This window comes from Streptomyces sp. CA-243310 (assembly GCF_050936775.1).
In the GTDB taxonomy this organism is placed as follows: Bacteria; Actinomycetota; Actinomycetes; order Streptomycetales; family Streptomycetaceae; genus Streptomyces.
On record NZ_JBNJMF010000001.1, the window covers coordinates 2315327 to 2335591 of the forward strand.

The following is a 20265-nucleotide window of genomic DNA, read 5'->3' on the forward strand; positions in this document are numbered from 1 at the left end:
CGATCACTCCCCGGTGGGCGCGCTGTGGACGGTGGTGGACGGCTCGGTGGCCGGGGCGCAGTCGGCGAGGGCGACCGGCTCGCCCATCGCGACGAGGATCTTCCGGTCGCCCTTGAACGCCTCGCGGCCGTGAGCACACAGGATGTTGTCGACGATCATCAGATCGCCCGCCTGCCAGGTCTCCCGTACGGTCACCCGGTCGTAGACGGCGTTGACGGCGTCCACCTCGGCGTCGGTCAGTCGGGACCCGTCCCCCAGATAGGTGTTGAAGGGCAGCCCGTCCTCGCCGTACGTCTCCACCAGCACCTCGCGGACATCGGGGTCCAGGGTCCGGCTGTTCCAGAACGCGAAGTGGTTGAACCAGGTGCGCTCACCGGTCACCGGGTGCGTGACGATCGCCGAACGCCGCTGCCGGGTGATCATCGAATCCCCGTCGTCGACCCACTCGTAGCCGACCGTGTTCTCCTCGCAGTACGCCTGCGCCACGGCCTTGTCCTCGGTCGCGAAGGTCTTGTACCAGGGCAGGCCGGCCAGTTCGGAGTAGTTGCGCACCAGCAGCCAGCCGGCCCGCTCGAACCGCTCGACCAGCTCCGGCGGCAGCAGGCGCAGCGCCTCGCGCATGTCCCCGACCGTGGTCGCGCCGCCCTCCTCGGGGGCGATCACACAGCCGAACAGCAGCACGCCGGGGAAGTCGAGGGTGTAGCTGTTCTCGTTGTGCAGCCGGATCGGCTGTACCGCCGGCAGATCGGTGGACGAGAACACGCCCTCGCCGAAGTCGGTGCGCGGGGTGGCCTTCTCCTTGTAGCCGGCCCGCTGCCGGATCAGGGCGTCCCGCGCGACGGCGAACGAGGCCGCGTCGGTGACGGGCAACCCGCGCAGCAGGACGGCGCCCGAGCGGTGCAACTCGGCCTGGATCGCCTCCCGGTGGGCGGTCAGCCAGGCGACGGAGGTGTCCAGGTCGGCGCCGGCGGGGGTGTGGACGACGACGGGCTTCCCGGCTTCGCGGACCGGGGTGATCCCGGCGGATGCCTGTGTGTGGGCCACGGTGGTCAGGGTCATGAGGGGTCCTTCGAGGGTGCGGAACGAAAGAACGGGGAAGGGCGGGCGACGGGCGGGCCACGGTCGGGCCAGGGGCCGGCGCGGTGGCGGGGCGCGGGTCAGACGGAGGTCGGGGCCTGCACGTGCCCGCCGACGACCGAGGCCAGCACGGCGAAGAACTCCGGCAACCGCCGCTGGAAGTAGAAGTGGCCGCCCGGCAACACGTGTGAGGTGAAACCCCGGTCGGTGATCCGGGCCCAGTTGCCCAACGACGCGGCCGGCGCGACCGGGTCGGCGTCACCGCCGATCACCGTCACCGGGCAGTCCACCCGGGCCGTCGCCTCCTCGCAGCGGTACACGTCGTCGATCGCGAAGTCGGCCCGGATGGCCGGCAGGATGATCTCCCGGAGTTCCGGCTCGTCGAGGATTCCGTCGTCGGTGCCACCGCGCTGCTTGATGGCGGCCACCAATGCGTCGTCGTCCAGGAGTTCGGGGTGGACGGCGGCCGGGTTCGCGAGGAACGGCGCCCGACAGGCCGACGCGACCAGCGCACGCGGGGTGCGGCCGGTCGCCTGGAGGGCGCGTACCACCTCGAAGGCGACGAGCGACCCCATGCTGTGGCCCAACACCACCAGGTCGTCGGCGGTCCCGGCCGGCAGGGCCGCCACCACCGGGCCGGCGAGATCGGCGACGTCGCGCGGCAGGTCCTCCGCGAAGCGGGCGCCGCGCCCCGGGTACTGGCCGATCAGCAGACGCACGTCGGCCGGCAGGTACGCGCGCCACTGGGCGTACGCGTGCGCGTTGCCGCCGGCGTGCGGGAGCACCAGCAGCGAGGTCCGCCGCTCGCCCTCGCCCGGCAGGTCCCAGACCACGTCGTCGGGTGCGGGGGTGAAGGCCGGCGACCGGTCGTCGTCGTACGTGCCGTGCATGTCGTCCACCTCGTTCATGTCGTTCACGCCGTTCATGAGGAAGTCCGTTCCTGATCGGGGGTGCGCCGCCGCAGGGCGGGCCGGTCTCGCCGCGGCGCGGCTGCTGCGGGCCCCGCCGGGGCCGTCAGGGCCTCGACGTGCTGGGCGAGGGCTGCGGGAGTGGGGTGCTGGAAGATGTCGCGCAGCGTGAGGGTGACCCCGTGGGCTGCGCCGATCCGGTTGGTGAGGCGGGCGGCGAGGAGCGAGTGGCCGCCGTGGTCGAAGAAGTTGTCGTCGATGGACAGCGGGGAGGGAGTGCCGAGGGCCTCGCCGAACCAGTCCCGCACGGACTCCTCGAGCGGTGTGCGCGGGGCCCGACCACCCGGCGTGGTCACGGCCTGGGGCTTGGGCAGCGCGGTCTTGTCGATCTTCCCGTTGGGGGTCAGCGGCAGCCGGTCGAGCGGGACGACGAAGGCCGGGACCATGTGGTCGGGCAGGAGCGTGCGCAGCCACAGACGTACGTCCTGCGCGGTCAGCTCCCCGGTCGTCACCACGTAGGCCGTCAACTGAGGGGTGTTGCGGTGGTCCGGGTGGGTCGCGAGGGTCGCCTGCGCGATGAGGGGGTGGGTGGTGAGGACCGTCTCGATCTCGGTGGGTTCGATGCGGAAGCCGCGGATCTTGATCTGTGTGTCGGTGCGGCCCATGTAGTGCAGGTTCCCGTCGGTGTCCCAGTGGGCCTGGTCGCCGGTGCGGTAGAGGCGCGAGCCGGGCGGACCGAAGGGGTGCGGCACGAAGTGCGACGCGGTCGTGGCCGGTTGGGCGAGGTAGCCGTGGGCGAGGCCGTCGCCCGTCAGGTACAGCTCGCCGACGGTGCCGGCCGGGGTCGGCCTGAGGTGGGCGTCGAGGACGTAGGCGTGCTTGTTGGTGAGCGGGCGGCCGATCGAGACGGTGACGGTGGGTTCGGCGGTGGGTTCGATGGTGTGGGTGGTGGTGAAGCCCATCGACTCGGCGGGGCCGTAGCCGTTGGTGATGGTGATGCCCGGTTGGGCGAGGTGGAGTCGGTGGACGTGGGTGGGGGAGGCGGGCTCGCCTCCGGTGTAGACGATCCGCGTGGTGGTGAAGGTCTCGGGGTGTTCGTCGGTGAGGTGGTTGAAGAGGCTGGAGGAGAGTTGGAGCATGGTGACGGCGTGTTGCCGGGAGAGTGCCGAGATGACGGCGGGGTCGGGGCGTTGGCCGGGTTGGAGGACGGTGCTCCCGCCGTGGAGCAGTGCTCCCCAGAATTCGAGGCTGAAGGCGTCCCAGGAGACGGGTGAGCATTGGAGGAAGACTTCGGCGGGGCCGAAGTGGGCGTAGGTCTGGGCGGTGAGGGTGGAGACCAGGTTGCGGTGGGTGGACAGGATGCCCTTGGGGTGTCCGGTGGATCCCGAGGTGAACATCACGCAGGCGGTGTCGGCGGGGGTCAGGGGCACGCCGAGGTTGTCGGAGTTCCGCGCGGTGATGGCGGTGTGGTCGGCGTCGGTTCGCACGGTGGTCCAGGGGCCGTTGATGCGTGGGCCCTGTCGGGTGTCGGTGAGGAGTACGCGGATGGTGGCGTCGTGTGCGGTGCGGGTGAGGCGTTCGTCGGGGAACTCGGGGTCCAGGAGTGCGTAGCCGGCGCCGGTTTTGACGACGGCGAGTACGGCGATGGCGAAGTCGAGTCCGCGGTCGAGGAGGATGCCGGCCAGGTCGCCGCGGCCCAGGCCGTGTGCGGTGAGGTGGTGGGCGAGTTGGTTGGCGCGGGTGTCGAGTTCGCCGTAGGTGAGTGTTCGGCCGCCGAAGAGCACGGCGGGCGCCCCGGGTCGTAGTCGTGCCTGTTCCTCGAAGCGGTCCGTGAGGGTCGCCTCGCCGATCTCCGCACGGGTGCCCGTCCACTCCTCCACCACCTGCCGCCGCTCCACCTCCCCGAGCAGCTCCAGCTCCGACAACCGCGTGCGCGGTCCGGCCGTCGCCTGCTCCAGCGCACGGCGCACCCTCGCGACGAGCCGTTCGACGGTCTCCCGCTCGTACAGGTCGCAGCGGTAGAGCACGGCCCCCGTCAGACCCCGCTCCTCGTCGGCCCGCAGCAGGAACTCCAGGTCGAACTTGACCGCACCGGTGGCCAGCGGCTCGACCGGCCCGGCGTGCAGCCCCGGCAGCTTCGGCACGACCGACGGACCGCACTCCAACGCCAGACAGACCTGGAACAGCGGGTGCCGGGCCAGGGAGCGCGCCGGGTTCACGGCCTCCAGCACCAGGTCGAAGGGGGCGTCCTGATGGGCGAAGGCATCCAGGTCGGCGCCGCGGACCCGGGCCAGCAACTCACGGAACTCCGGATCGCCGGAAGTGTCGGTGCGCAGCACGAGGGTGTTGACGAAGAATCCCACCAGCGCCGACAGCGCCTCGTCCGACCGACCGGCGACCGGCGACCCGATCGGGATGTCGGTGCCGGCGCCCGAGCGGGTCAGGGTCGCGGCCAGCGCGGCCTGTACGACCATGAACGGGGTGCAGCGTTCAGCACGCGCCAACGCCACGATGTCTTGGTGGAGTTCGGCCCCGAAGTCCACTCGGACGACGCCCCCGCGCTGCGCGGCGGTCGCCGGCGCGGGGCGGTCGTGGAGCAGTGCGAGTTCCTCCGGGAGCCCCGCCAGCGAGGTCTTCCAGTAGGCGAGTTGTTCATGAAGCGGCCGTCCGGTGAGCGCGGCACGCTGCCAGAGGGCGTAGTCGGTGTAGGTGACGGGCAGCGGATCCCGGTCGGGCGCCCGGCCTTCGAGCCGGGCCGCGTAGGCGGTGGAGAGGTCGGCGAAGAGCGGCCCGAGTGACTGGCCGTCGGTGGCGATGTGGTGCAGCAGTACGAGAAGGGCGCAGTCCCCGCCGTCCGTCCGCAAGAGCGTGACGCGCAAGGGGTGTTCGGCCGTCAGGTCGAAGGAATGACGGGCCGCCGCGAGGAGTTCGGCGTCCAGACGCTCCGCGGGGATGTCGCGCACCTCGAAGACGGGTGCGACGGGAAGCGGATCGATGACCTGGTACGGATGTCCCTCCGCGGTGGCGAACCGGGTCCGCAGCGGCTCGTGGCGGGCGACGAGGTCCCCGAAGGCCTCCCGCAACGCGTCGGAATCCGGCCGGCCCTCCAGCCGGACCGCCAACGGAACGTTGTACGAGGTTCCCCGCCCGCCCAGCGCCTCCACCAGCCAGAGCCGCTGCTGGGCGAAGGACAGCGGCAGCCGCTCCGGACGTTCCTCGACGCGGGTCAGCGGCGGCAGGGCGGGCCGCAGTCCGGCGTCCTCGATCCGCCGGGCCAGAGCGGCCGGGGTCGGGTGACGGAAGACGTCCCGCAGGGTGAGGGTGACGCCGAGGGTGGCGCCGATCCGGTTGGTGAGGCGGGCGGCGAGGAGCGAGTGGCCGCCGTGGTCGAAGAAGTCGTCGTCCATGGACAGCGGCACGGACGAACCGAGGACCTCGCCGATCAGCGTCCTGACGACCTCCTCCAGCTCACTGCGCGGCGCCCGCCCCCGACGGCCGGCAGTGCCTCCACGGCCGGCAGCGCCCGCCGGTCGATCTTCCCGTTGGGGGTGAGCGGCAGCCGGTCGAGGACGGCGAACCGTGCGGGGACCATGTGGTCGGGCAGTCGCTCGCGCAACCAGGCCTTGAGGTCACCCGGGCTCGGCGCGGGCCGTGTCCCGGACGTGAGCGTCACGTACGCCGTCAGCCGGTCGTCGGAGTGGACCAGCGTGGCCTGATTGACGAGGGGGTGGGTGGTGAGGACCGTCTCGATCTCGGTGGGTTCGATGCGGAAGCCGCGGATCTTGATCTGGGTGTCGGTGCGACCCGTGTAGTGCAGGTTCCCGTCGGTGTCCCAGTGGGCCTGGTCGCCGGTGCGGTAGAGGCGGGAGCCGGGCGGCCCGAAGGGGTGGGGGACGAACCGGTCCGCCGTGGTCGCGGGTTGGGCGAGATAGCCGTGGGCGAGGCCGTCGCCCGTCAGGTACAGCTCGCCCGTGGTGCCGTGCGGGACCGGACGCAGCCGCGCGTCCAGCACGTAGGCGTGCTTGTTGGTGAGCGGGCGGCCGATCGGGATCGTGCCGGTGGGTTCGACGCTGGGTTCGATGGTGTGGGTGGTGGTGAACCCCATCGACTCGGCGGGGCCGTAGCCGTTGGTGATCGTGAGGTGGGGGTGCAGCAGCTGGAGTCGGTGGACGTGGGTGGGGGAGGCGGGCTCGCCGCCCGTGTAGACGATCCGGGCCTTCGCGAACGTGTCCGGGTGTTCGTCGGTGAGGTGGTTGAAGAGGCTGGAGGAGAGTTGGAGCATGGTGACGGCGTGTTGCCGGGAGAGTGCCGAGATGACGGCGGGGTCGGGGCGTTGGCCGGGTTGGAGGACGGTGCTTCCGCCGTGGAGCAGTGCTCCCCAGAATTCGAGGCTGAAGGCGTCCCAGGAGACGGGTGAGCATTGGAGGAAGACTTCGGCGGGGCCGAAGTGGGCGTAGGTCTGGGCGGTGAGGGTGGAGACCAGGTTGCGGTGGGTGGACAGGATGCCCTTGGGGCGTCCGGTGGATCCCGAGGTGAACATCACGCAGGCGGTGTCGGCGGGGCTCAGGGGCACGCCGAGGTTGTCGGAGTTCCGCGCGGTGATGGCGGCGTGGTCGGCGTCGGTTCGCACGGTGGTCCAGGGGCCGTTGATGCGTGGGCCCTGTCGGGTGTCGGTGAGGAGGACGCGGATGGTGGCGTCGTGTGCGGTGCGGGTGAGGCGTTCGTCGGGGAACTCGGGGTCCAGGAGTGCGTAGCCGGCGCCGGTTTTGACGACGGCGAGAACGGCGATGGCGAAGTCGAGTCCGCGGTCGAGGAGGATGCCGGCCAGGTCGCCGCGGCCCAGGCCGTGTGCGGTGAGGTGGTGGGCGAGTTGGTTGGCGCGGGTGTCGAGTTCGCCGTAGGTGAGTGTTCGGCCGCCGAAGAGCACGGCCGGGGCCCCGGGTCGCAGTCGTGCCTGTTCCTCGAAGCGGTCCGTGAGGGTCGCCTCGCCGATCTCCGCACGGGCGCCCGTCCACTCCTCCACCACCTGCCGCCGCTCCACCCCACCCAACAACTCGACGCGAGACAAAGGGAGTCGGAAGCCGTCCAGAGCCTGCTCCACGAAGTGCAGGAACCGGTCCTGATGGCCGGCCACCGCCTCGATGTCGCACACCTCGGGCGCCGCGTCGAAGTCGATGCGCAACCCGCCCTCCGGACCGAGGTCGTACACGCCGACCGCCAGGTCCTCGACGGGCCCGTTGCCCAGGTTGTGCTGAGTGGTGGGGAACCCGCAGAAGCGCATCCCCGGCGTGAACGCCATGATGTTGACGAGCGGGGCCGTGATCCGCCGCTCCGTCTCGCCCACACCCAGGTCGCGACACATGTCCTCGTACCGGGTGCGCTGGTGCCGCAGACCCTGCCGGGTCTCCGCGACGACGGAGGCCAACAGCTCGGCGAGTGTCCCGTCGGCCGCGACCCGCACCCGCAGCGGGACCACGTTCGACAGCATCCCCGGTGTGCGCCGCGCGAGTTCGGTCCGCCGGCCCGTGACCGGCAGCCCCAACACCGTCTCCGGACTCCCGCTCACCCGATGCGTGTACCCCGCCACCAGCGAGATCACCAGCATCGTCCACGGCGCCCGGTGCTCCCGGGCCACCTCGCGCAGCCGTGCGGCCCGATCGGGCGACAGCACCACGGTCCGACGGACGAACGGCAGTGCGCCCGGCACCGTACGGCCGGTGTGCCCCTCCCCGAGCCGCGGGGTCGCCGGCAGGTCGGCGAGGTGCGCGGCCCAGTGCGCCCGGTCGGCCACCCCCTCTGTGGAGGCCCGGTACGCCGCGTCCTCGGCCAGTACGTCCGACAGCGTTCCGAAGGGGCTCGGGCCCCGGGGTTCCCCGGCGGAAACCGCCGCGTACAGGTCCACCAGGCGCTGGTCGAGCAGGGCCACGCCCATGCCGTCGATCGCGAGGTGGTGGAAGGCGTGGAAGTAGAACCACCGCTCCCCGCCCAATCGGATGAGGGTGTGCCGGGTCAACCAGTCCTCGGCCAGGTCGAAGGGCCTGGCCAGTTCCGCCGCCATCCACACGCGGGCCGCCGCGGCGGGATCCGGTTCCCCACCGAGATCCACGAACTCCAGCCGCCGACCCACCGGTTCGGGGTGGACGAGTTGCCACAGACGGCCCTGCTCGTCCGAACCCGTCCCCCGGATCCGCAGGACGTCGGCCTCTCGGGCGAGTTGGTACCAGGCACCGGCGAGCGCCTCGGGATCCAGGGCGCCCAGGATCTCCCGGTACTCCCCGATGTTGTAGCGGCAGCCCGTGGCGTCCAGCCCATGGGCCATCCAGATGTCGCGCTGCGCCGCCGACAGGGGCAGCCGCACAGCGGCGGGCCCGTGCGCGGTGCCCTGTTCAGAGGCCTTCGGGGACATGCGGATGCTCCTAGGAATCGTTGCCGTGGCGGACCGGGGGCACCGACACGCGCCGGGTCTGTCGGGTGGTCGTCGGGACTCGTCGGCTGTCGTCGGGTGGTCGTCCGGCCGTACGTCATCCAACCTGCGGCGCGCCGGCCCGGGCGGCAGTTGCCCCGGCACTCCGGCAGCAGTTGCCCCGGCAGCAGTTGCTCCGGTACTCCGGTGCGCCAGCAGGGAGTCAGGAAGTGGCGGAGACGGAGGCGCCCGCCCGCGCCCGGCAGGCGGTCCGGACCAGGCCCAGCACCCGGAAGCGGGAACCGTCGCCCTCGTGCGCGGCCCGTACTGCCCCGCTGATCAGCAGCTCCCGCAGCAGTCGCCCGGAGCCCGGCAGGTCGCGGCCGGTCAGCGCGGTGATGCCGGTCAGTGTGAACTCGCCGGCGGGACCGCCGCCCGCGCACAGCGCCTCCAACAGATCCCGCGCGCCGGGCGTGAGCCGGTCCGTCAGTGCATGCAGCGCCGCCCGCAGGCGCCCCGTGCCCTCCCCGCCGCCGAGGTGGTCCAGGAGGGCCGCGGGGTCGGCGTCCAGGCTCCGGCACAGGGCGTCGAGATCGCACAGCACCAGCCAGGACGCGGCTGCGGCGAGCGCTCCCGGATGGCCGTCCAGCCGGCGGCAGATCCACGTCGCCCGCTCCAGATCCGCCGATGTCGCACCGAACCCCGGCCGAACCCGCCGGACGTGGTCCAGGAACACCCGCACGGCCGGGGCGGCGCGATCGACGGTTCCCTCGGCCGGTACCGCCGGAGGGGAGAGCAGGAAGATCCGCTCGCCCGGTATCTCCCACGGCCGGTCCGAGGTGACCAGCAGCCGCAGGCCGGGACAGGCCCGCAACAGCGCCGTCAACAGGCCGAACCGGGGCGGTTCGGCGGGGGCGCCGTCGAGGACCAGCAACGCGGCCCCGTCACCCAGGAGTTCCGCGAACGCTGACACGGCCTCCGCACCCTCCGGATCGCCGACCCCGACCCCGACCCCGCCCCCGGGACCGGGCGCTGTGGGCACGGCGGACGCCGGACCCGCGATGGCCCACAGTCGGGCCGCGGTGGCCGCCACCCGGGCCCCCACCGCGCCCTCCCCGCACGTCAGGTAGTCCGCCGTGGCACCGGGGAAGGCGTGCCACAGCACCGGCGTCCCGGCCCGGTGCAACCGATCCGCCACCTCCAGCGCCAACCGTGTCTTGCCCACCCCGGCGAGCCCCACCACGTGCGCCAGCCGCTCCGCGCCCGAACCCAACTCCTTTTCCAGCAGCCCCGCCTCGTCGTCCCGACCCAGGATCGCGTGCAGCGCCGTCGGCGGCGCGGGCGGCTCCGCCCACCCCTGCCCGCCCGGTCGACCCCGCTGCGCGGCCGTCTCCAGCGCCGCCCGGGCCCGCGGGCCCAGCCGCAGCGCGTCCGCCATCAGCCGCACCGTGTCGGGGCGCGGCCGTCTCGCCTTGCCCTGCTCCAGATCGCGGATGGCCCGCACGCTGATCGTCGACAGGTCGGCCAGCTCCCGCTGGGTCATGCCGATGCGCAGCCGGTGCCCTCTGATCAGGGCTCCCACCCGGGAGGCCTCCCGCACCGCTCCGTCCTCGGTTTCCCGTGCGTCGGAAGTGCCGCCGGTGTGGTGGGTGCCGTGGGTGCCGTGGGTTTCGTACGTGCCGTGGGTTTCGTGCGTGCCGAGTGGGCTGAACGGGTCCCGTGCGCCGTGCGTCCCGTACGGGGTGTCGTACGGGGTGTCGTGCGGGTTCGTGTGGGCGGCGCTGCGAGCGGTCGTGTGAGCTGTCATGTGGGCGCTCCCGGCTGCGGTGGTGGGGGAACGGGCGGGCCTGGGACGAAGCGCCCGGTTCCTGTTCCCATCGTCGGCAGCGCGCTATCGCGCGGGCATCGTCCGACGGCCCGGCTCCGCTATCGCGGGGCCGGGAAAGCGCGGGTCAACGGTGATAGCGCGGCGATAGGAGCGGGGCCGGTCCGGGGATTCCGGCCGTTCCTAACGTGAGGTCCAGAAAGCAGGAAGCGCCCCGGAACCACCGGAGCGCACCGATGAAAGGACCCCGACATGAGCGTCACCCATGCCTTCCGCGCCGCCCTCGTCACCGTCGCCATCGCCGGAGTCGCCACCCTCGGGGCGCAGGCCGCCCACGCCGCCGACCCGGCCGGCCCCACCGCGGTGACCGGCGCCGGCTCCTCGTACGCCGCGGCGGTGGCGGGTGCCTCCACCAACACCAACCCGTGGGACTGACGCCCCGCCGCTCGGCAACGACGGCCGGTCAGACCCCGGCGGCGGACTCCGCCGCCGGCGCGTGCACCGCCCGAGCCGTCAGGGCCGTGATCGCCGGCCCGTGCACCACGCCCGCCGAGGAACCGCCCCCGAGGCCGGGACCCGAAGCCGTGGCGCCCGCCGTACCGGTGACGGTGACGGCGACCGCACCCCCGCCGGCAGCCGCCCCGATTCCCAGCATCCCTTCCGCCTCCGCGAGTTCCACCGTCATCCGGCGTTCGCGGAAGGCCCGTACCGCCGTCTCCAGCAGTTCGCGGGAACGTGACCGTTCCCCGGAGCTCCCGCTCGCGGCCAGCAGCCGCGCCAGGTCGAGCCGCACCAGCGCCGCCCCGCCGTGGTCCATCATCTGGTCCCGCACGGAGAGCGCCTGCGCGTAAAAGCCCCTGGCCGCCTCACCCCGGCCCATCTCCACGTGCGCGTGTCCCAGGTCGCGCAACAGGTGCCCCTCGCCGATCAGGTCCCCGCTCGACCGGCACAGTTCCAGCACCTGCGTGAACGTCCTTACCGCGCCCTCGTGTTCACCCCGGCTCTGCGACAACTGACCCGCCCTGCGCAGGGTCCGCGCCTCACCTCCCGTGTAGCCCACGGACCGGTAGATCCCGAGTGCCTCGTCCAGCCGGCTCTGCGCCGCCGAGTCCTGCCCGCGCCGCATCCAGATGTGCGCGCTCTGCGTCAGGACGATGGCCCGGCCCACCACGTCACCGACCCGGTCGAAATCCCGCAGCGCCCGGTCGTACAGACCGAGCGCGCGGTCGTCGTCGCCCCGCATCCGCTCCAGCAGGGCCAGATCGCGGTGGCACAGCGCCAGCCCCTGCCGGTCGTCGAGCTCCCGGAACAGTCCGAGCGCGGTCGTCAAGGCGGTGCGGGACTCCTCGTTCTGGCTGCGACCCAGGTACAGCACCCCGAGCGAGCCGAGCAGGGCCGCCGTGCCGCGCGTGTTCCCGGCGGACCGGACTGATTCCAGGGCGAGTTGGTGCGTGCGCTCCCAGTCGTCGAAGTAGCCTCGGCCCTCGAAGAGGGTGGCCAGGGTGGTCGCCAGGTCCCAGCACAGCTCGTCCTGCTGCTCGCGGGCGGCGTGCTCGACGGCCTGCACCAGGTTCGCGTGCTCACTGTCGAGCCATTCCAGCGGATCGACCAGCAACTCGTCCACGCACACGGCCGGCGGCTCCCAGCGGGGCGCGGTGCCGTGCAGCACCGTGAAGTCACCGCCGTAGATGCGGCGATGGGCCTGCTCCGCAAGCGACAGCCAGCCACCGAGCATCCTGGTGACGGCCGTCCTCTGGGCGTCCGGATCGTCGTGCGTGGCCAACTGCTCCCGCGCGAAGACCCGGATGATCTCGTGGAAGCGGTAGCGGAAGCCGCCGGTGGAGTCCACACCGACGACGTCCAGCATCTGTACGTCGACCAGGGGTTCGAGGAGGTCCGAGGGGAACGGGCTCCGATCGTCCAGCAGCGCCCCCGCCAGCCAACCCGGCAGGGTGGGCCCCTGCGCCAGGCTCAGCAGGCGCAGCAGCCGGCGGTCCTCCGCCGCCAGCCCGTCGTGGGTGAGGCAGAGGCTGGCCCGCATGGTCATCTCGCCGTGGGTCAGCTCGTCCAGACGATGCCGTTCATTGGCCAGCCGGTGCACCATCGAGGACAGCGGCCAGTGCGGTCGGGCCGCGAGCCGGGCCGCGACGATCCGCAGGGCCAAGGGCAGTCCGCCGACGGTCCGTACGAGCGCCTCCGCCGCCGCCGCCTCGCGGCCGACGCGGTCGCCGCCGACGACCCGCGCCAACAGTTCCAACGCCCGCTCGGTGTCCATCACGTCGAGCTCCACCCGGTGCGCGCCGGGCAGTCCGGTCAGGCGGACCCGGCTGGTGACGAGTACCGCACACCGGTTGCTGCCGGGCAGCAGGGGGCGGATCTGGCTTTCGGACGCCGCGTCGTCGAGGACGACCAGGACCCGGCGCGCGGCCAGCAGGGTCCGGTACATCTCGGCCCGCTCGTCCTGCGACTCGGGGATCACCGGCCCGGGGATGCCGAGCGCGCGCAGGAACCGGCCCAGCACCTCACCGGACGTGGCCGGGGTTCCCGTGCCGCGCAGGTCGCAGTACAACTGCCCGTCGGGGAAGGAGGTTTCGCCCAGTCGGTGTGCGATGTGCGTGGCGAGCGTGGACTTTCCGGTGCCGGGCTTGCCCACGATCACCGCGAGCCCCACCGCCCGCCGATCCCCGTCGCCGAGCAACGTCCCCTCGATCAGGGCTATCTGCTCCTCGTCGCCCACGAAGTCCGAGGTGTCGGCCGGGAGTTGACGCGGAACCTCCTCGCGGGCCCCGATGGCCGTGCGGAACCCAGCGGCTCCGGTCGACTCGGCCTCGGCGAGGCTCCGCCCGGTCGGGACGGGGCCGGTCGGGATCAGGCCGGTCGGGATCAGGTCGGTCGGGACGGGGCCGGTCGGGACGGGGCCGGTCGGGATCAGGCCGGTCGGGGCGAGGGGCGGGGGAGTCGAGGGCGCGGTCACGGCCGTGGCCGTCGTCGCCCCGGCGTCGTCGGCGCGGTCCCGGCGCCCATCGGGGTATCCGCCTGCTCGCGCATCGGGTTGGGTGCCGGCATCCGGCGCACGGCCGGTCCCGGGTCTGTCGAACCCCGCCGCCGCCGAGGCGGGGATGCCCGGCCCGGCCTCCGACGGCAGCGGGGGTACGGCACCCGACAAGATGTCCCGCTCCAGCCGACGCAGCGCCCCACCGGGCTCCAGGCCCAGTTCCTCCACCAGCAGATCGCGCCCTACGCGGTAGCTCTCCAACGCCTCCGCCTGCCGACCCGAACGGTACAAGGCCAGCATCAACTGCCCGCGCAGTCGCTCCCGCAGCGGATGAACCCGTACCAACAACTGGATCTCGCCCACGAGCTGATGGTGCCGCCCCAGGTCCAGATCCCACTCGATCCGGGTCTCCACGGCCGTCAACCGCTCCTCGTCCAACTGGAGCGCCTTGCTGCGCAACGTCTCGCTCGACACCCCGCTCAGGCAGTCGCCCTGCCACAACTCACCTGCCAAGCGCAGGAGTTCGACCGACTCGGCCACGGCGCCCTGCCGCGCGGCGGTCCGCGCGTCCGCGACCCTGCGGGCGAACAGCGCCGCGTCGACGAGGTCCCCCTCCGTCTTGAGCACGTACCCCGGCGGTCGTGTGGTGATCGCGGCGGCGATGGCCGCCTTCGTGAACAGCTTCCGCAGCCGCGAGACGCAGATCTGCACCTGGGTGCGCGCCGTGTCCGGCGGTTCGTCGTCCCAGATCAGATCGACCAGGTAGTCGGTGCTGACCACCCGGTTCGCCTCAAGGAGCAGGGCGGCCAGAATGACTTCCTGCCGCCCGGGGGGAATCCTCACCGGCCCGTCACGGCCGGTCACCTGTAACGGTCCGAGGATCCGGAAAACCACCGCGTCCGGGGTGTGGAACACCCCGCCGGACGAAACAGTCATGAGTCTCCCAGCTGGGGCAACGCCTGAGAACGGGTGGAGCGCTGGGCAAGTCTCCCCGAACACCCCTCCGGTGTCCATGGTGTGGGGGTTTCGTGCGCGTGAACCGTGATAGGGCGGGGATAGCACCGGGTTATGACCCCGGGGCACCGTGGACCTGCGGCACCGGTCGGGGTGCGGCCGTACGAAAGGACTTCCCATGAACAGTCGGCACGCCGGGCGGGTCCCGCCGCCCAGCCGCGTCGTCACCGACTCCGGGATCGACCACGTACGCCTGGCCTACCACTACCTCGACACCGGAGACCTCGACGGCTACGGATCGCTGCTGCACGCGGGAGCCCTGGGCGCCGATCTGGAATGCCCGCCCGTGCCGGGCGCCCGTCACGACATCACGAGGATCGTCGCCGACGGGGACTGCGTGGTCGCGATGGGCCGACTCGCCCCCCAACAGTGGGACTTCGTCGACGTGTTCACCCTCTCGGCCGAGGGCATGCTGCGCGCCTGCCGCCGCTACTACGGCAGCCCGCCGCGCCAGGGCCTGGCAGGGCGCTGAACACGGTTCCTCCCGAGAACAGCACGTGCTGCCCCCGGGCGCCCCGACGCGCCCCGGCTCGTCCACTCAGGCGGCGTCCCCGGCACTCCCACGACCCCGAGTCGATCACCTGGGGCATGCTGGCGGCCGGAAGACCACCGCACCCGAGGGAGCAGCCGAATGACCGTCCGCCACATCGAGTTCGAGCGCCTGCACAACTTCCGTGACCTGGGCGGCTACCGCTCCGGCGACGGCCGCACCGTCATCCCGGGCGCCCTGTACCGGTCCGACTCGCTCGGCAAACTCCGGGACGCCGACTGGGACCGCTTCCTCGCCCTGGACATCCGTACCGTCATCGACCTCCGCTACCCCTGGGAAGCAGACGCCAAGGGCCGGGTGCCCGAGCCGCACCGCTTCACGTACGCCAACCTCAGCATCGAGCACCGCCCCTACGACCAGGCGGAGATCGACCCCGACATCGACCCCTGGCGTTACCTCGCCGACCGCTTCGCCGAGGTGGCCGAGGACGGCGTCGAGGAGATCCGGCAGGCCGTCGAGCTGATCGCCGACGCCGCACCGGGACCGACCGTCTTCCACTGCACGTCCGGCAAGGACCGCACCGGCCTGATCGCGGCCTTCGTGCTGACTCTCCTCGACGTGCCCGAGGAAGAGATCCTGGCCGACTTCGCCCTCACCGAGCTGGCGACCGAACGCCTCACGGCCGACTGGCACACCGCACACCCCGGCCGCACCATGCGCTGGCCCGCGTACGGGCGCGCCCCGGCCACCGTCATGGAACTCGTCCTCGCGGACCTGAAGGCCCGCCACGGGTCCCCGACCGCCTACCTCACCGGCCACGTCGGCATCACCGCCGAGACCGTGACCCGGCTGCGAGCCCGGCTGCTGACGCCCACGGATCCCACAGCTCCCACAGCTCCCACCGCTCCCACGGCCCCCGCGACCGCCTGACGGGTTCCGGGACGAGGTGACCAGCCGTGCGTCCTCGCGGAAGGGGGCGGCGGCGCGGTCGCCGTGCCCATCCCCGGAGGACCTCCCCGGCGGATCAGGCGAGGAGGCGCCGGAGCCAGCGGGTGCGGGCGTCCCGGGCGTCCCGGGTGAGAGCCGCCTTCGGTGCCATGCCGTCGAAGCCGTGGTACGCGCCCGGCCAGACATGGAGTTCGGCCCGACCGCCCGCCTGCCAGATCGCGTTCGCGTACGCCACGTCCTCGTCCCGGAACATGTCGGCCGACCCCACGTCGACATAGGCGGAAGGGAGCCCGGACAGGTCCGTGGCCCGGGCGGGGGCCGCGTAGGGCGACAGATCCGCGTCGCCGTACCGGTCGCCCAACAGGGCCTGCCAGGCCGTCGCGTGGGAGGTGAGGTCCCACACGCCGAGCCCCGAGAGCTGCCGGTCCGAGAACGTGTCGCCCCGGTCGTCCAGCATCGGGGACAGCAGCAACTGACCGAGAGCCGCGGGCCCGCCCCGGTCACGGGCCAACAGGGCGAGGGCCGCGGCGAGCCCGCCGCCGGCGCTCTTCCCCCCGACGACGATCCGCTCCGCGTCGACGCCCAGTTCGGCCGCGTGCCCGGCCACCCAGACGAGTCCCGCGTAACAGTCCTCCAGCGGCTGCGGATACCGCGCCCGTGGCGCCAACCGGTACTCGACCGAGACGACGGCCAGTCCCAGCGGCAGCGCCCACTCACGAAGGATCCGCGGAAGCACGGACCACGCGTTGCCCATGACCATCGCGCCGCCGTGCATGTAGTACAGCAGGGGCAGCGGCCCCGCGAGCCCGGCCGGCCGCGCGCTCACGAGCGTGACCTCCGGTCCGCCCGGCGGCCCCGGAACCCGCAACTCCGTCACTTCGAACCGCCCGTCACCCCGAAGCTCCTCCACCGTCGGCCGGGGCCGGCCCGCGGCGTCCCGCGCCTGTCGCGCCGCGAGGTTGCCCGGTGTGAGCGGCGCCCGCGCCTCCCCTCCCAAGGCGGCCAGTGCCGGCGCCAGCTCGGGATCGAACGGCGGAGCCGCATCCGCTCCCGGCCCCCGCCCGGCCCCCTCCACTCCCGGGCGCCCCCTCACGACCCACCCCCGGACCACACCCACCCGAATCCCATACGCCGAACCCAACCACACGCCGGCCACGGCCGACGCGACCAGTGATTCCGGCCGGTCGCGCGGGTGGCGACGCCGGGTTCAGGGGCAGAGCCCCATGATGGTGTCGTCGAAGTCGGGGAACTCTTGGGCCGCCAGCTCGATCACGGCTGCCGCCGACCGGCGCTGGTGCGGTGCGAACCCTTCGGCGATGGCCGCCAACTCCGGATTGGGGCGCGCCTTCCAGTCGGGCTCGTAGGAGGTGGCGGCTTCCCAGGGGCCGAAGCCGTCGGCCAGCAGCCACAGGAAGTCGCCCAGGTCGCGGGCGACGACACCGGTCTCCCCCTCGGATCCGAGGAAGACCACGGGCTGCTCGGCCACAGGCCGGCTCGGGCGGACGAGCCAGAACGCCGCGTACCCGCCCGTGCCGTCCTGCCCGAACACGTGGAACTCGCTGCCGTCCAGCTCGCAGTTCCCCGTCCACGCCTGGAACCAGTCGGTGGTCTCGGCAGCGGACAGGAAGGCCGGGAAGGGCTCGAAGTCGACCCCGGTCCTCCCGTCGGCGTAGTCGAAGGGAACCGCCATCGCAGTGGCCAGCGCGGCGGGGAACTGTCGGTCATCGGTGGGCGTCACGGAGACAGGCTAGCCAGGGGGTCGGACATCGACGCTCCACAGGCCGGCGCTCCGCAGGGCGGCGCTCCACGGGCCGGCGCTCCGCAGGGCGGCGCTCCACGGGCCGGGTTGTTGGACGACTTCCTGTTCGCGATCGCCGGGGGATCCGGGACAGACCTCGTCGTGGCAACGGGTGGCCCGGCAGATGCTGTGTCACCCGTTGTCGATACCAGGTTGATCAACGGTTGCGGTGTGCGGCCTACAGCCAGTCGCGCTTCTTGAAGATGAGGTACAGGCTGACGCAGACCACTGCCATCAGCAGGACCGCGAAGGGGTAGCCGGCCGCCCACTGGAGTTCCGGCATCGTCTCGAAGTTCATGCCGTAGATGGTGCCGACCAGGGTGGGGGCGAAGAGGATGGCGGCCCAGGCGGAGATCTTCTTGATCTCTTCGTTCTGTTCGAAGCCGGCTTCGGCCAGGGCGCGCATCTCGGCGTTCTGTTGTTGGGAGACCAGGGTGGCGTTGACCGTCAGGATCTCGGTGAGGGCTTGGCGGAAGCCGTCGACGCGTTCGCTGGTGTGGGTGACGTGGTCGGCGACGTCGCGGAGGTAGCGCTGGAGTTCCTCGTCGGTGCCGTACTTGGCGAAGCCGGCCATCAGGCTGTGGAGCATGCCGACCAGCGGGCGGGTGGCGCGCTGGAACTCGACCATTTCGCGGGAGAGCGCGTAGATGCGGCGGGAGACCTCGGGGTCGCCGCGGAAGACCTCGGTCTCGATCTCGTCCATGTCGTTCTGTACGCCCTCGACGACCGGGGCGTACCCGTCGACGACCGCGTCGAGGATGGCGTACAGGGCGGCTTCCGGGCCGAGGGAGAGGAGGTCGGGGGTCTCCTCCATGCGGCGGCGGACGGCGGAGAGGTCGGGGGCCGCGCCGTGGCGGACCGTGATGAGGAAGTCCGGGCCGACGAAGACGTGAAGCTCGCCGAAGTCGACCTCCTCCAGGGCGTCCAGGTAGCGGGCGGCGCGCAGGACGACGAAGAGGGTGTCGCCGTAGCGTTCCAGCTTGGGCCGTTGGTGCGCCTCCAGCGCGTCCTCGATGGACAGCGGGTGGAGGTTGAACTCGGCAGCGAGCGAGTGGAGTTCGGCCTCCGTCGGGCGGTGCAGGCCGATCCAGGCCATACCGTCGGGCTGTTCGCGCAGTTGCCGGAAGGTGTCGGCGAGGGAGGCGGGGGACGCGGCCCGGCGGCCGTCGCGGTAGACGGCGGAGTCGATCACGCTGTGGTGGTTCGGGGGTGTCGGTTCCGGTGGCCCGGGGGCCGGGGCGGATCCCGATGCCGGGGGAGTGGTGGGCGGCGGGCCGGCCGGGGAGGAGGGGCGCAGCCATCCCGTACGCCTCGACGACGAGCCCGACGAGCCCGACGAGCCGGGTGAGCCGGGTGACCGGGAGGGGTCCGACGGGGAGGATGCGGGGTTCGGCGGCGAGGACGAGGGGTCCGACGGTGTGGAGGGACGGCGGTGTGGGCGCTCCGGCATCGCAGCTCAGCTCCCGTGGTCGGTCGGACGCGTGTTTGGGGGCGAGGGGAAGGATATAGGGCGGAATGGTCCATGACATTGAGGACTGTTCCTGTCCGCAAGCAGGGCTAGCGTGCTGCCATGGCTTCCAGAACCGCTCCCGTACTCGACACCCGCGCACTGAACCGTGCCACGCTGGCCCGGCAGCTGTTGCTGAGCCGCGCCGAGATGTCCGCGTTGGACGCCGTCGCGCATCTCCTCGGGCTCCAGGCGCAGAACGTCAAACCGCCGTACTTCCAGCTGCACGCCCGGCTCGCCGGCTTCAGGCCCGCCGAGTTGGCCGGGCTGATGGAATCCCGCGAGGTGGTCCGGATGGTCACCATGCGCTCGACCATCCACACCCACACCGCAGACGACGCGTTGATCCTCCGGCCGCTGGTCCAGGCGGCGCGCGACCGCGAGGTCAACCAGTTCCGCAAGGGTCTCGTCGGGGTGGACCTGGACCGGCTGGCCCTCGAAGCGCGCGCCTTCGTGGAGGCCGAGCCGCGCACCATGGGGGAGATCAGGGAGCAGCTCCTCAAGGAGTGGCCCGAAGCCGATCCGCAGTCCCTGTCCGTCGCCGCGCGCTGTCTGTTGCCGCTCGTACAGGTCACCCCGCGCGGGGTGTGGGGGCGCAGCGGGCAGGTACGACTCACGACCGTGGAGAACTGGCTCCAGCGGCCGATCGAGAAGGCGCAGAGCGTGGGGAAGGCGCAGAGCGTGGGCGCGGGACGGAGCGACGTGGCGGAGGTGCAAGGCGTGGGCGAGGCGCAGAGCGTCGACGGCGTGGTGCTCCGGTACCTCGGCGCCTTCGGACCCGCCTCGGTGAAGGACATGCAGACCTGGGCCGGGCTGACCCGGCTGAAGGAGTCGTTCGAGCGGTTGCGGCCGCGGTTGCTCACCTTCCGCGACGAGAACGGTGTCGAGCTGTTCGACCTGCCCGACGCGCCGAGGCCCGATGCCGGGACGCCGGCCCCGCCGCGGTTCCTTCCCGAGTTCGACAACCTGCTGCTCTCCCACGCCGACCGGTCCCGGGTGATCACCCCGGAGTTGAAGGGCCGTACGTGGAGCGGCAACCAGGCCCACCGCGTGTTGCTCCTCGACGGTTTCCTCGGCGGGCTGTGGAAGGCGGACGCCGGGGTGCTCACCGTGGAACTCTTCGGCCCGGCGTCACGGGCGCGGAAGGAGGAGATCGTCGCCGAGGGCGAGGCACTGCTCGCCGACATGGCCGACACGCCCGCCGGTACGGGTACGGGTACGGGTACGAGTACGGGCGCCGTGCGCTTCGGGTCAATCCGGGGCTGACGGCGGCCTGGTGGTGTCCGCGTCCGGCGCGGCA

13 protein-coding genes are annotated in these 20265 nt (G+C 72.3%); 4 read left to right on the forward strand and 9 right to left on the reverse strand.

What is annotated here, in order from left to right:
- Positions 1-3: 3 nt before the first annotated feature.
- The 5 genes from ACQEVM_RS10540 to ACQEVM_RS10560 all read right to left on the reverse strand — a co-directional run bounded on the left by ACQEVM_RS10540 (position 4) and on the right by ACQEVM_RS10560 (position 10195).
- Positions 4-1059: a TauD/TfdA family dioxygenase gene (locus tag ACQEVM_RS10540; protein ID WP_433077249.1), complete on the reverse strand. Its 1056-nt coding sequence runs from the start codon at positions 1057-1059 to the stop codon at positions 4-6.
- A gap of 98 nt (positions 1060-1157) precedes the next feature.
- Positions 1158-1967 carry a thioesterase II family protein gene (locus tag ACQEVM_RS10545; RefSeq protein WP_433079923.1) on the reverse strand — a complete coding sequence of 270 codons (810 nt, stop codon included), beginning with the start codon at positions 1965-1967 and terminating at the stop codon, positions 1158-1160.
- Between the two features lie 32 nt (positions 1968-1999).
- Positions 2000-5404, reverse strand: coding sequence for an amino acid adenylation domain-containing protein (locus tag ACQEVM_RS10550; RefSeq protein ID WP_433077251.1), 3405 nt, complete (start codon positions 5402-5404; stop codon positions 2000-2002).
- A gap of 23 nt (positions 5405-5427) precedes the next feature.
- Positions 5428-8391 carry an amino acid adenylation domain-containing protein gene (locus ACQEVM_RS10555; protein ID WP_433077253.1) on the reverse strand — a complete coding sequence of 988 codons (2964 nt, stop codon included), beginning with the start codon at positions 8389-8391 and terminating at the stop codon, positions 5428-5430.
- Between the two features lie 220 nt (positions 8392-8611).
- The gene (locus ACQEVM_RS10560) at positions 8612-10195 is read right to left on the reverse strand and encodes a helix-turn-helix domain-containing protein (RefSeq protein ID WP_433077255.1); all 1584 of its coding nucleotides are present in this window, start codon (positions 10193-10195) and stop codon (positions 8612-8614) included.
- Between the two features lie 270 nt (positions 10196-10465).
- Here ACQEVM_RS10560 and ACQEVM_RS10565 point away from each other — a divergent pair, with 270 nt between their 5' ends.
- Complete coding sequence (locus tag ACQEVM_RS10565; protein ID WP_433077257.1) at positions 10466-10648, forward strand: hypothetical protein; 183 nt, start codon at positions 10466-10468, stop codon at positions 10646-10648.
- Between the two features lie 28 nt (positions 10649-10676).
- Here ACQEVM_RS10565 and ACQEVM_RS10570 read toward each other — a convergent pair whose 3' ends face one another.
- Positions 10677-14144, reverse strand: coding sequence for an AfsR/SARP family transcriptional regulator (locus ACQEVM_RS10570; RefSeq protein WP_433077259.1), 3468 nt, complete (start codon positions 14142-14144; stop codon positions 10677-10679).
- A gap of 196 nt (positions 14145-14340) precedes the next feature.
- On the opposite strand from ACQEVM_RS10570, the gene ACQEVM_RS10575 reads away from it, so the two are divergent.
- Both ACQEVM_RS10575 and ACQEVM_RS10580 read left to right on the forward strand, forming a co-directional pair.
- A complete protein-coding gene (locus ACQEVM_RS10575; protein WP_433077261.1) occupies positions 14341-14694 on the forward strand; it encodes a nuclear transport factor 2 family protein in 354 nt (117 codons plus the stop codon).
- A 159-nt stretch (positions 14695-14853) separates the two neighbouring features.
- Positions 14854-15642 carry a tyrosine-protein phosphatase gene (locus ACQEVM_RS10580; RefSeq protein WP_433077263.1) on the forward strand — a complete coding sequence of 263 codons (789 nt, stop codon included), beginning with the start codon at positions 14854-14856 and terminating at the stop codon, positions 15640-15642.
- A gap of 94 nt (positions 15643-15736) precedes the next feature.
- On the opposite strand, the gene ACQEVM_RS10585 is transcribed toward ACQEVM_RS10580, so the two are convergent.
- From ACQEVM_RS10585 to ACQEVM_RS10595, 3 genes are all read right to left on the reverse strand, one after another.
- Positions 15737-16486: an alpha/beta hydrolase gene (locus ACQEVM_RS10585; RefSeq protein ID WP_433077265.1), complete on the reverse strand. Its 750-nt coding sequence runs from the start codon at positions 16484-16486 to the stop codon at positions 15737-15739.
- 381 nt (positions 16487-16867) lie between these two features.
- Positions 16868-17350 (reverse strand): SMI1/KNR4 family protein, encoded by a 483-nt coding sequence (locus ACQEVM_RS10590; RefSeq protein WP_433079925.1) that lies wholly within the window; start codon positions 17348-17350, stop codon positions 16868-16870.
- A gap of 286 nt (positions 17351-17636) precedes the next feature.
- Positions 17637-18908 (reverse strand): magnesium and cobalt transport protein CorA, encoded by a 1272-nt coding sequence (locus ACQEVM_RS10595; RefSeq protein WP_433077267.1) that lies wholly within the window; start codon positions 18906-18908, stop codon positions 17637-17639.
- A 120-nt stretch (positions 18909-19028) separates the two neighbouring features.
- On the opposite strand from ACQEVM_RS10595, the gene ACQEVM_RS10600 reads away from it, so the two are divergent.
- Positions 19029-20231 (forward strand): winged helix DNA-binding domain-containing protein, encoded by a 1203-nt coding sequence (locus ACQEVM_RS10600; RefSeq protein ID WP_433077269.1) that lies wholly within the window; start codon positions 19029-19031, stop codon positions 20229-20231.
- The last annotated feature ends 34 nt before the right edge of the window (positions 20232-20265 follow it).

What these genes read in the sequence shown, in the direction of transcription:
- ACQEVM_RS10570 (WP_433077259.1), bottom strand. Translation starts at nt 14,144, where the DNA reads ATGACTGTTTCGTCCGGCGGGGTGTTCCACACCCCGGACGCGGTGGTT.
- ACQEVM_RS10565 (WP_433077257.1), top strand. Translation starts at nt 10,466, where the DNA reads ATGAGCGTCACCCATGCCTTCCGCGCCGCCCTCGTCACCGTCGCCATC.
- ACQEVM_RS10540 (WP_433077249.1), bottom strand. Translation starts at nt 1,059, where the DNA reads ATGACCCTGACCACCGTGGCCCACACACAGGCATCCGCCGGGATCACC.
- ACQEVM_RS10595 (WP_433077267.1), bottom strand. Translation starts at nt 18,908, where the DNA reads ATGCCGGAGCGCCCACACCGCCGTCCCTCCACACCGTCGGACCCCTCG.
- ACQEVM_RS10590 (WP_433079925.1), bottom strand. Translation starts at nt 17,350, where the DNA reads ATGGCGGTTCCCTTCGACTACGCCGACGGGAGGACCGGGGTCGACTTC.
- ACQEVM_RS10555 (WP_433077253.1), bottom strand. Translation starts at nt 8,391, where the DNA reads ATGTCCCCGAAGGCCTCTGAACAGGGCACCGCGCACGGGCCCGCCGCT.
- ACQEVM_RS10545 (WP_433079923.1), bottom strand. Translation starts at nt 1,967, where the DNA reads ATGCACGGCACGTACGACGACGACCGGTCGCCGGCCTTCACCCCCGCA.
- ACQEVM_RS10560 (WP_433077255.1), bottom strand. Translation starts at nt 10,195, where the DNA reads ATGACAGCTCACACGACCGCTCGCAGCGCCGCCCACACGAACCCGCAC.
- ACQEVM_RS10580 (WP_433077263.1), top strand. Translation starts at nt 14,854, where the DNA reads ATGACCGTCCGCCACATCGAGTTCGAGCGCCTGCACAACTTCCGTGAC.
- ACQEVM_RS10600 (WP_433077269.1), top strand. Translation starts at nt 19,029, where the DNA reads ATGGCTTCCAGAACCGCTCCCGTACTCGACACCCGCGCACTGAACCGT.
- ACQEVM_RS10575 (WP_433077261.1), top strand. Translation starts at nt 14,341, where the DNA reads ATGAACAGTCGGCACGCCGGGCGGGTCCCGCCGCCCAGCCGCGTCGTC.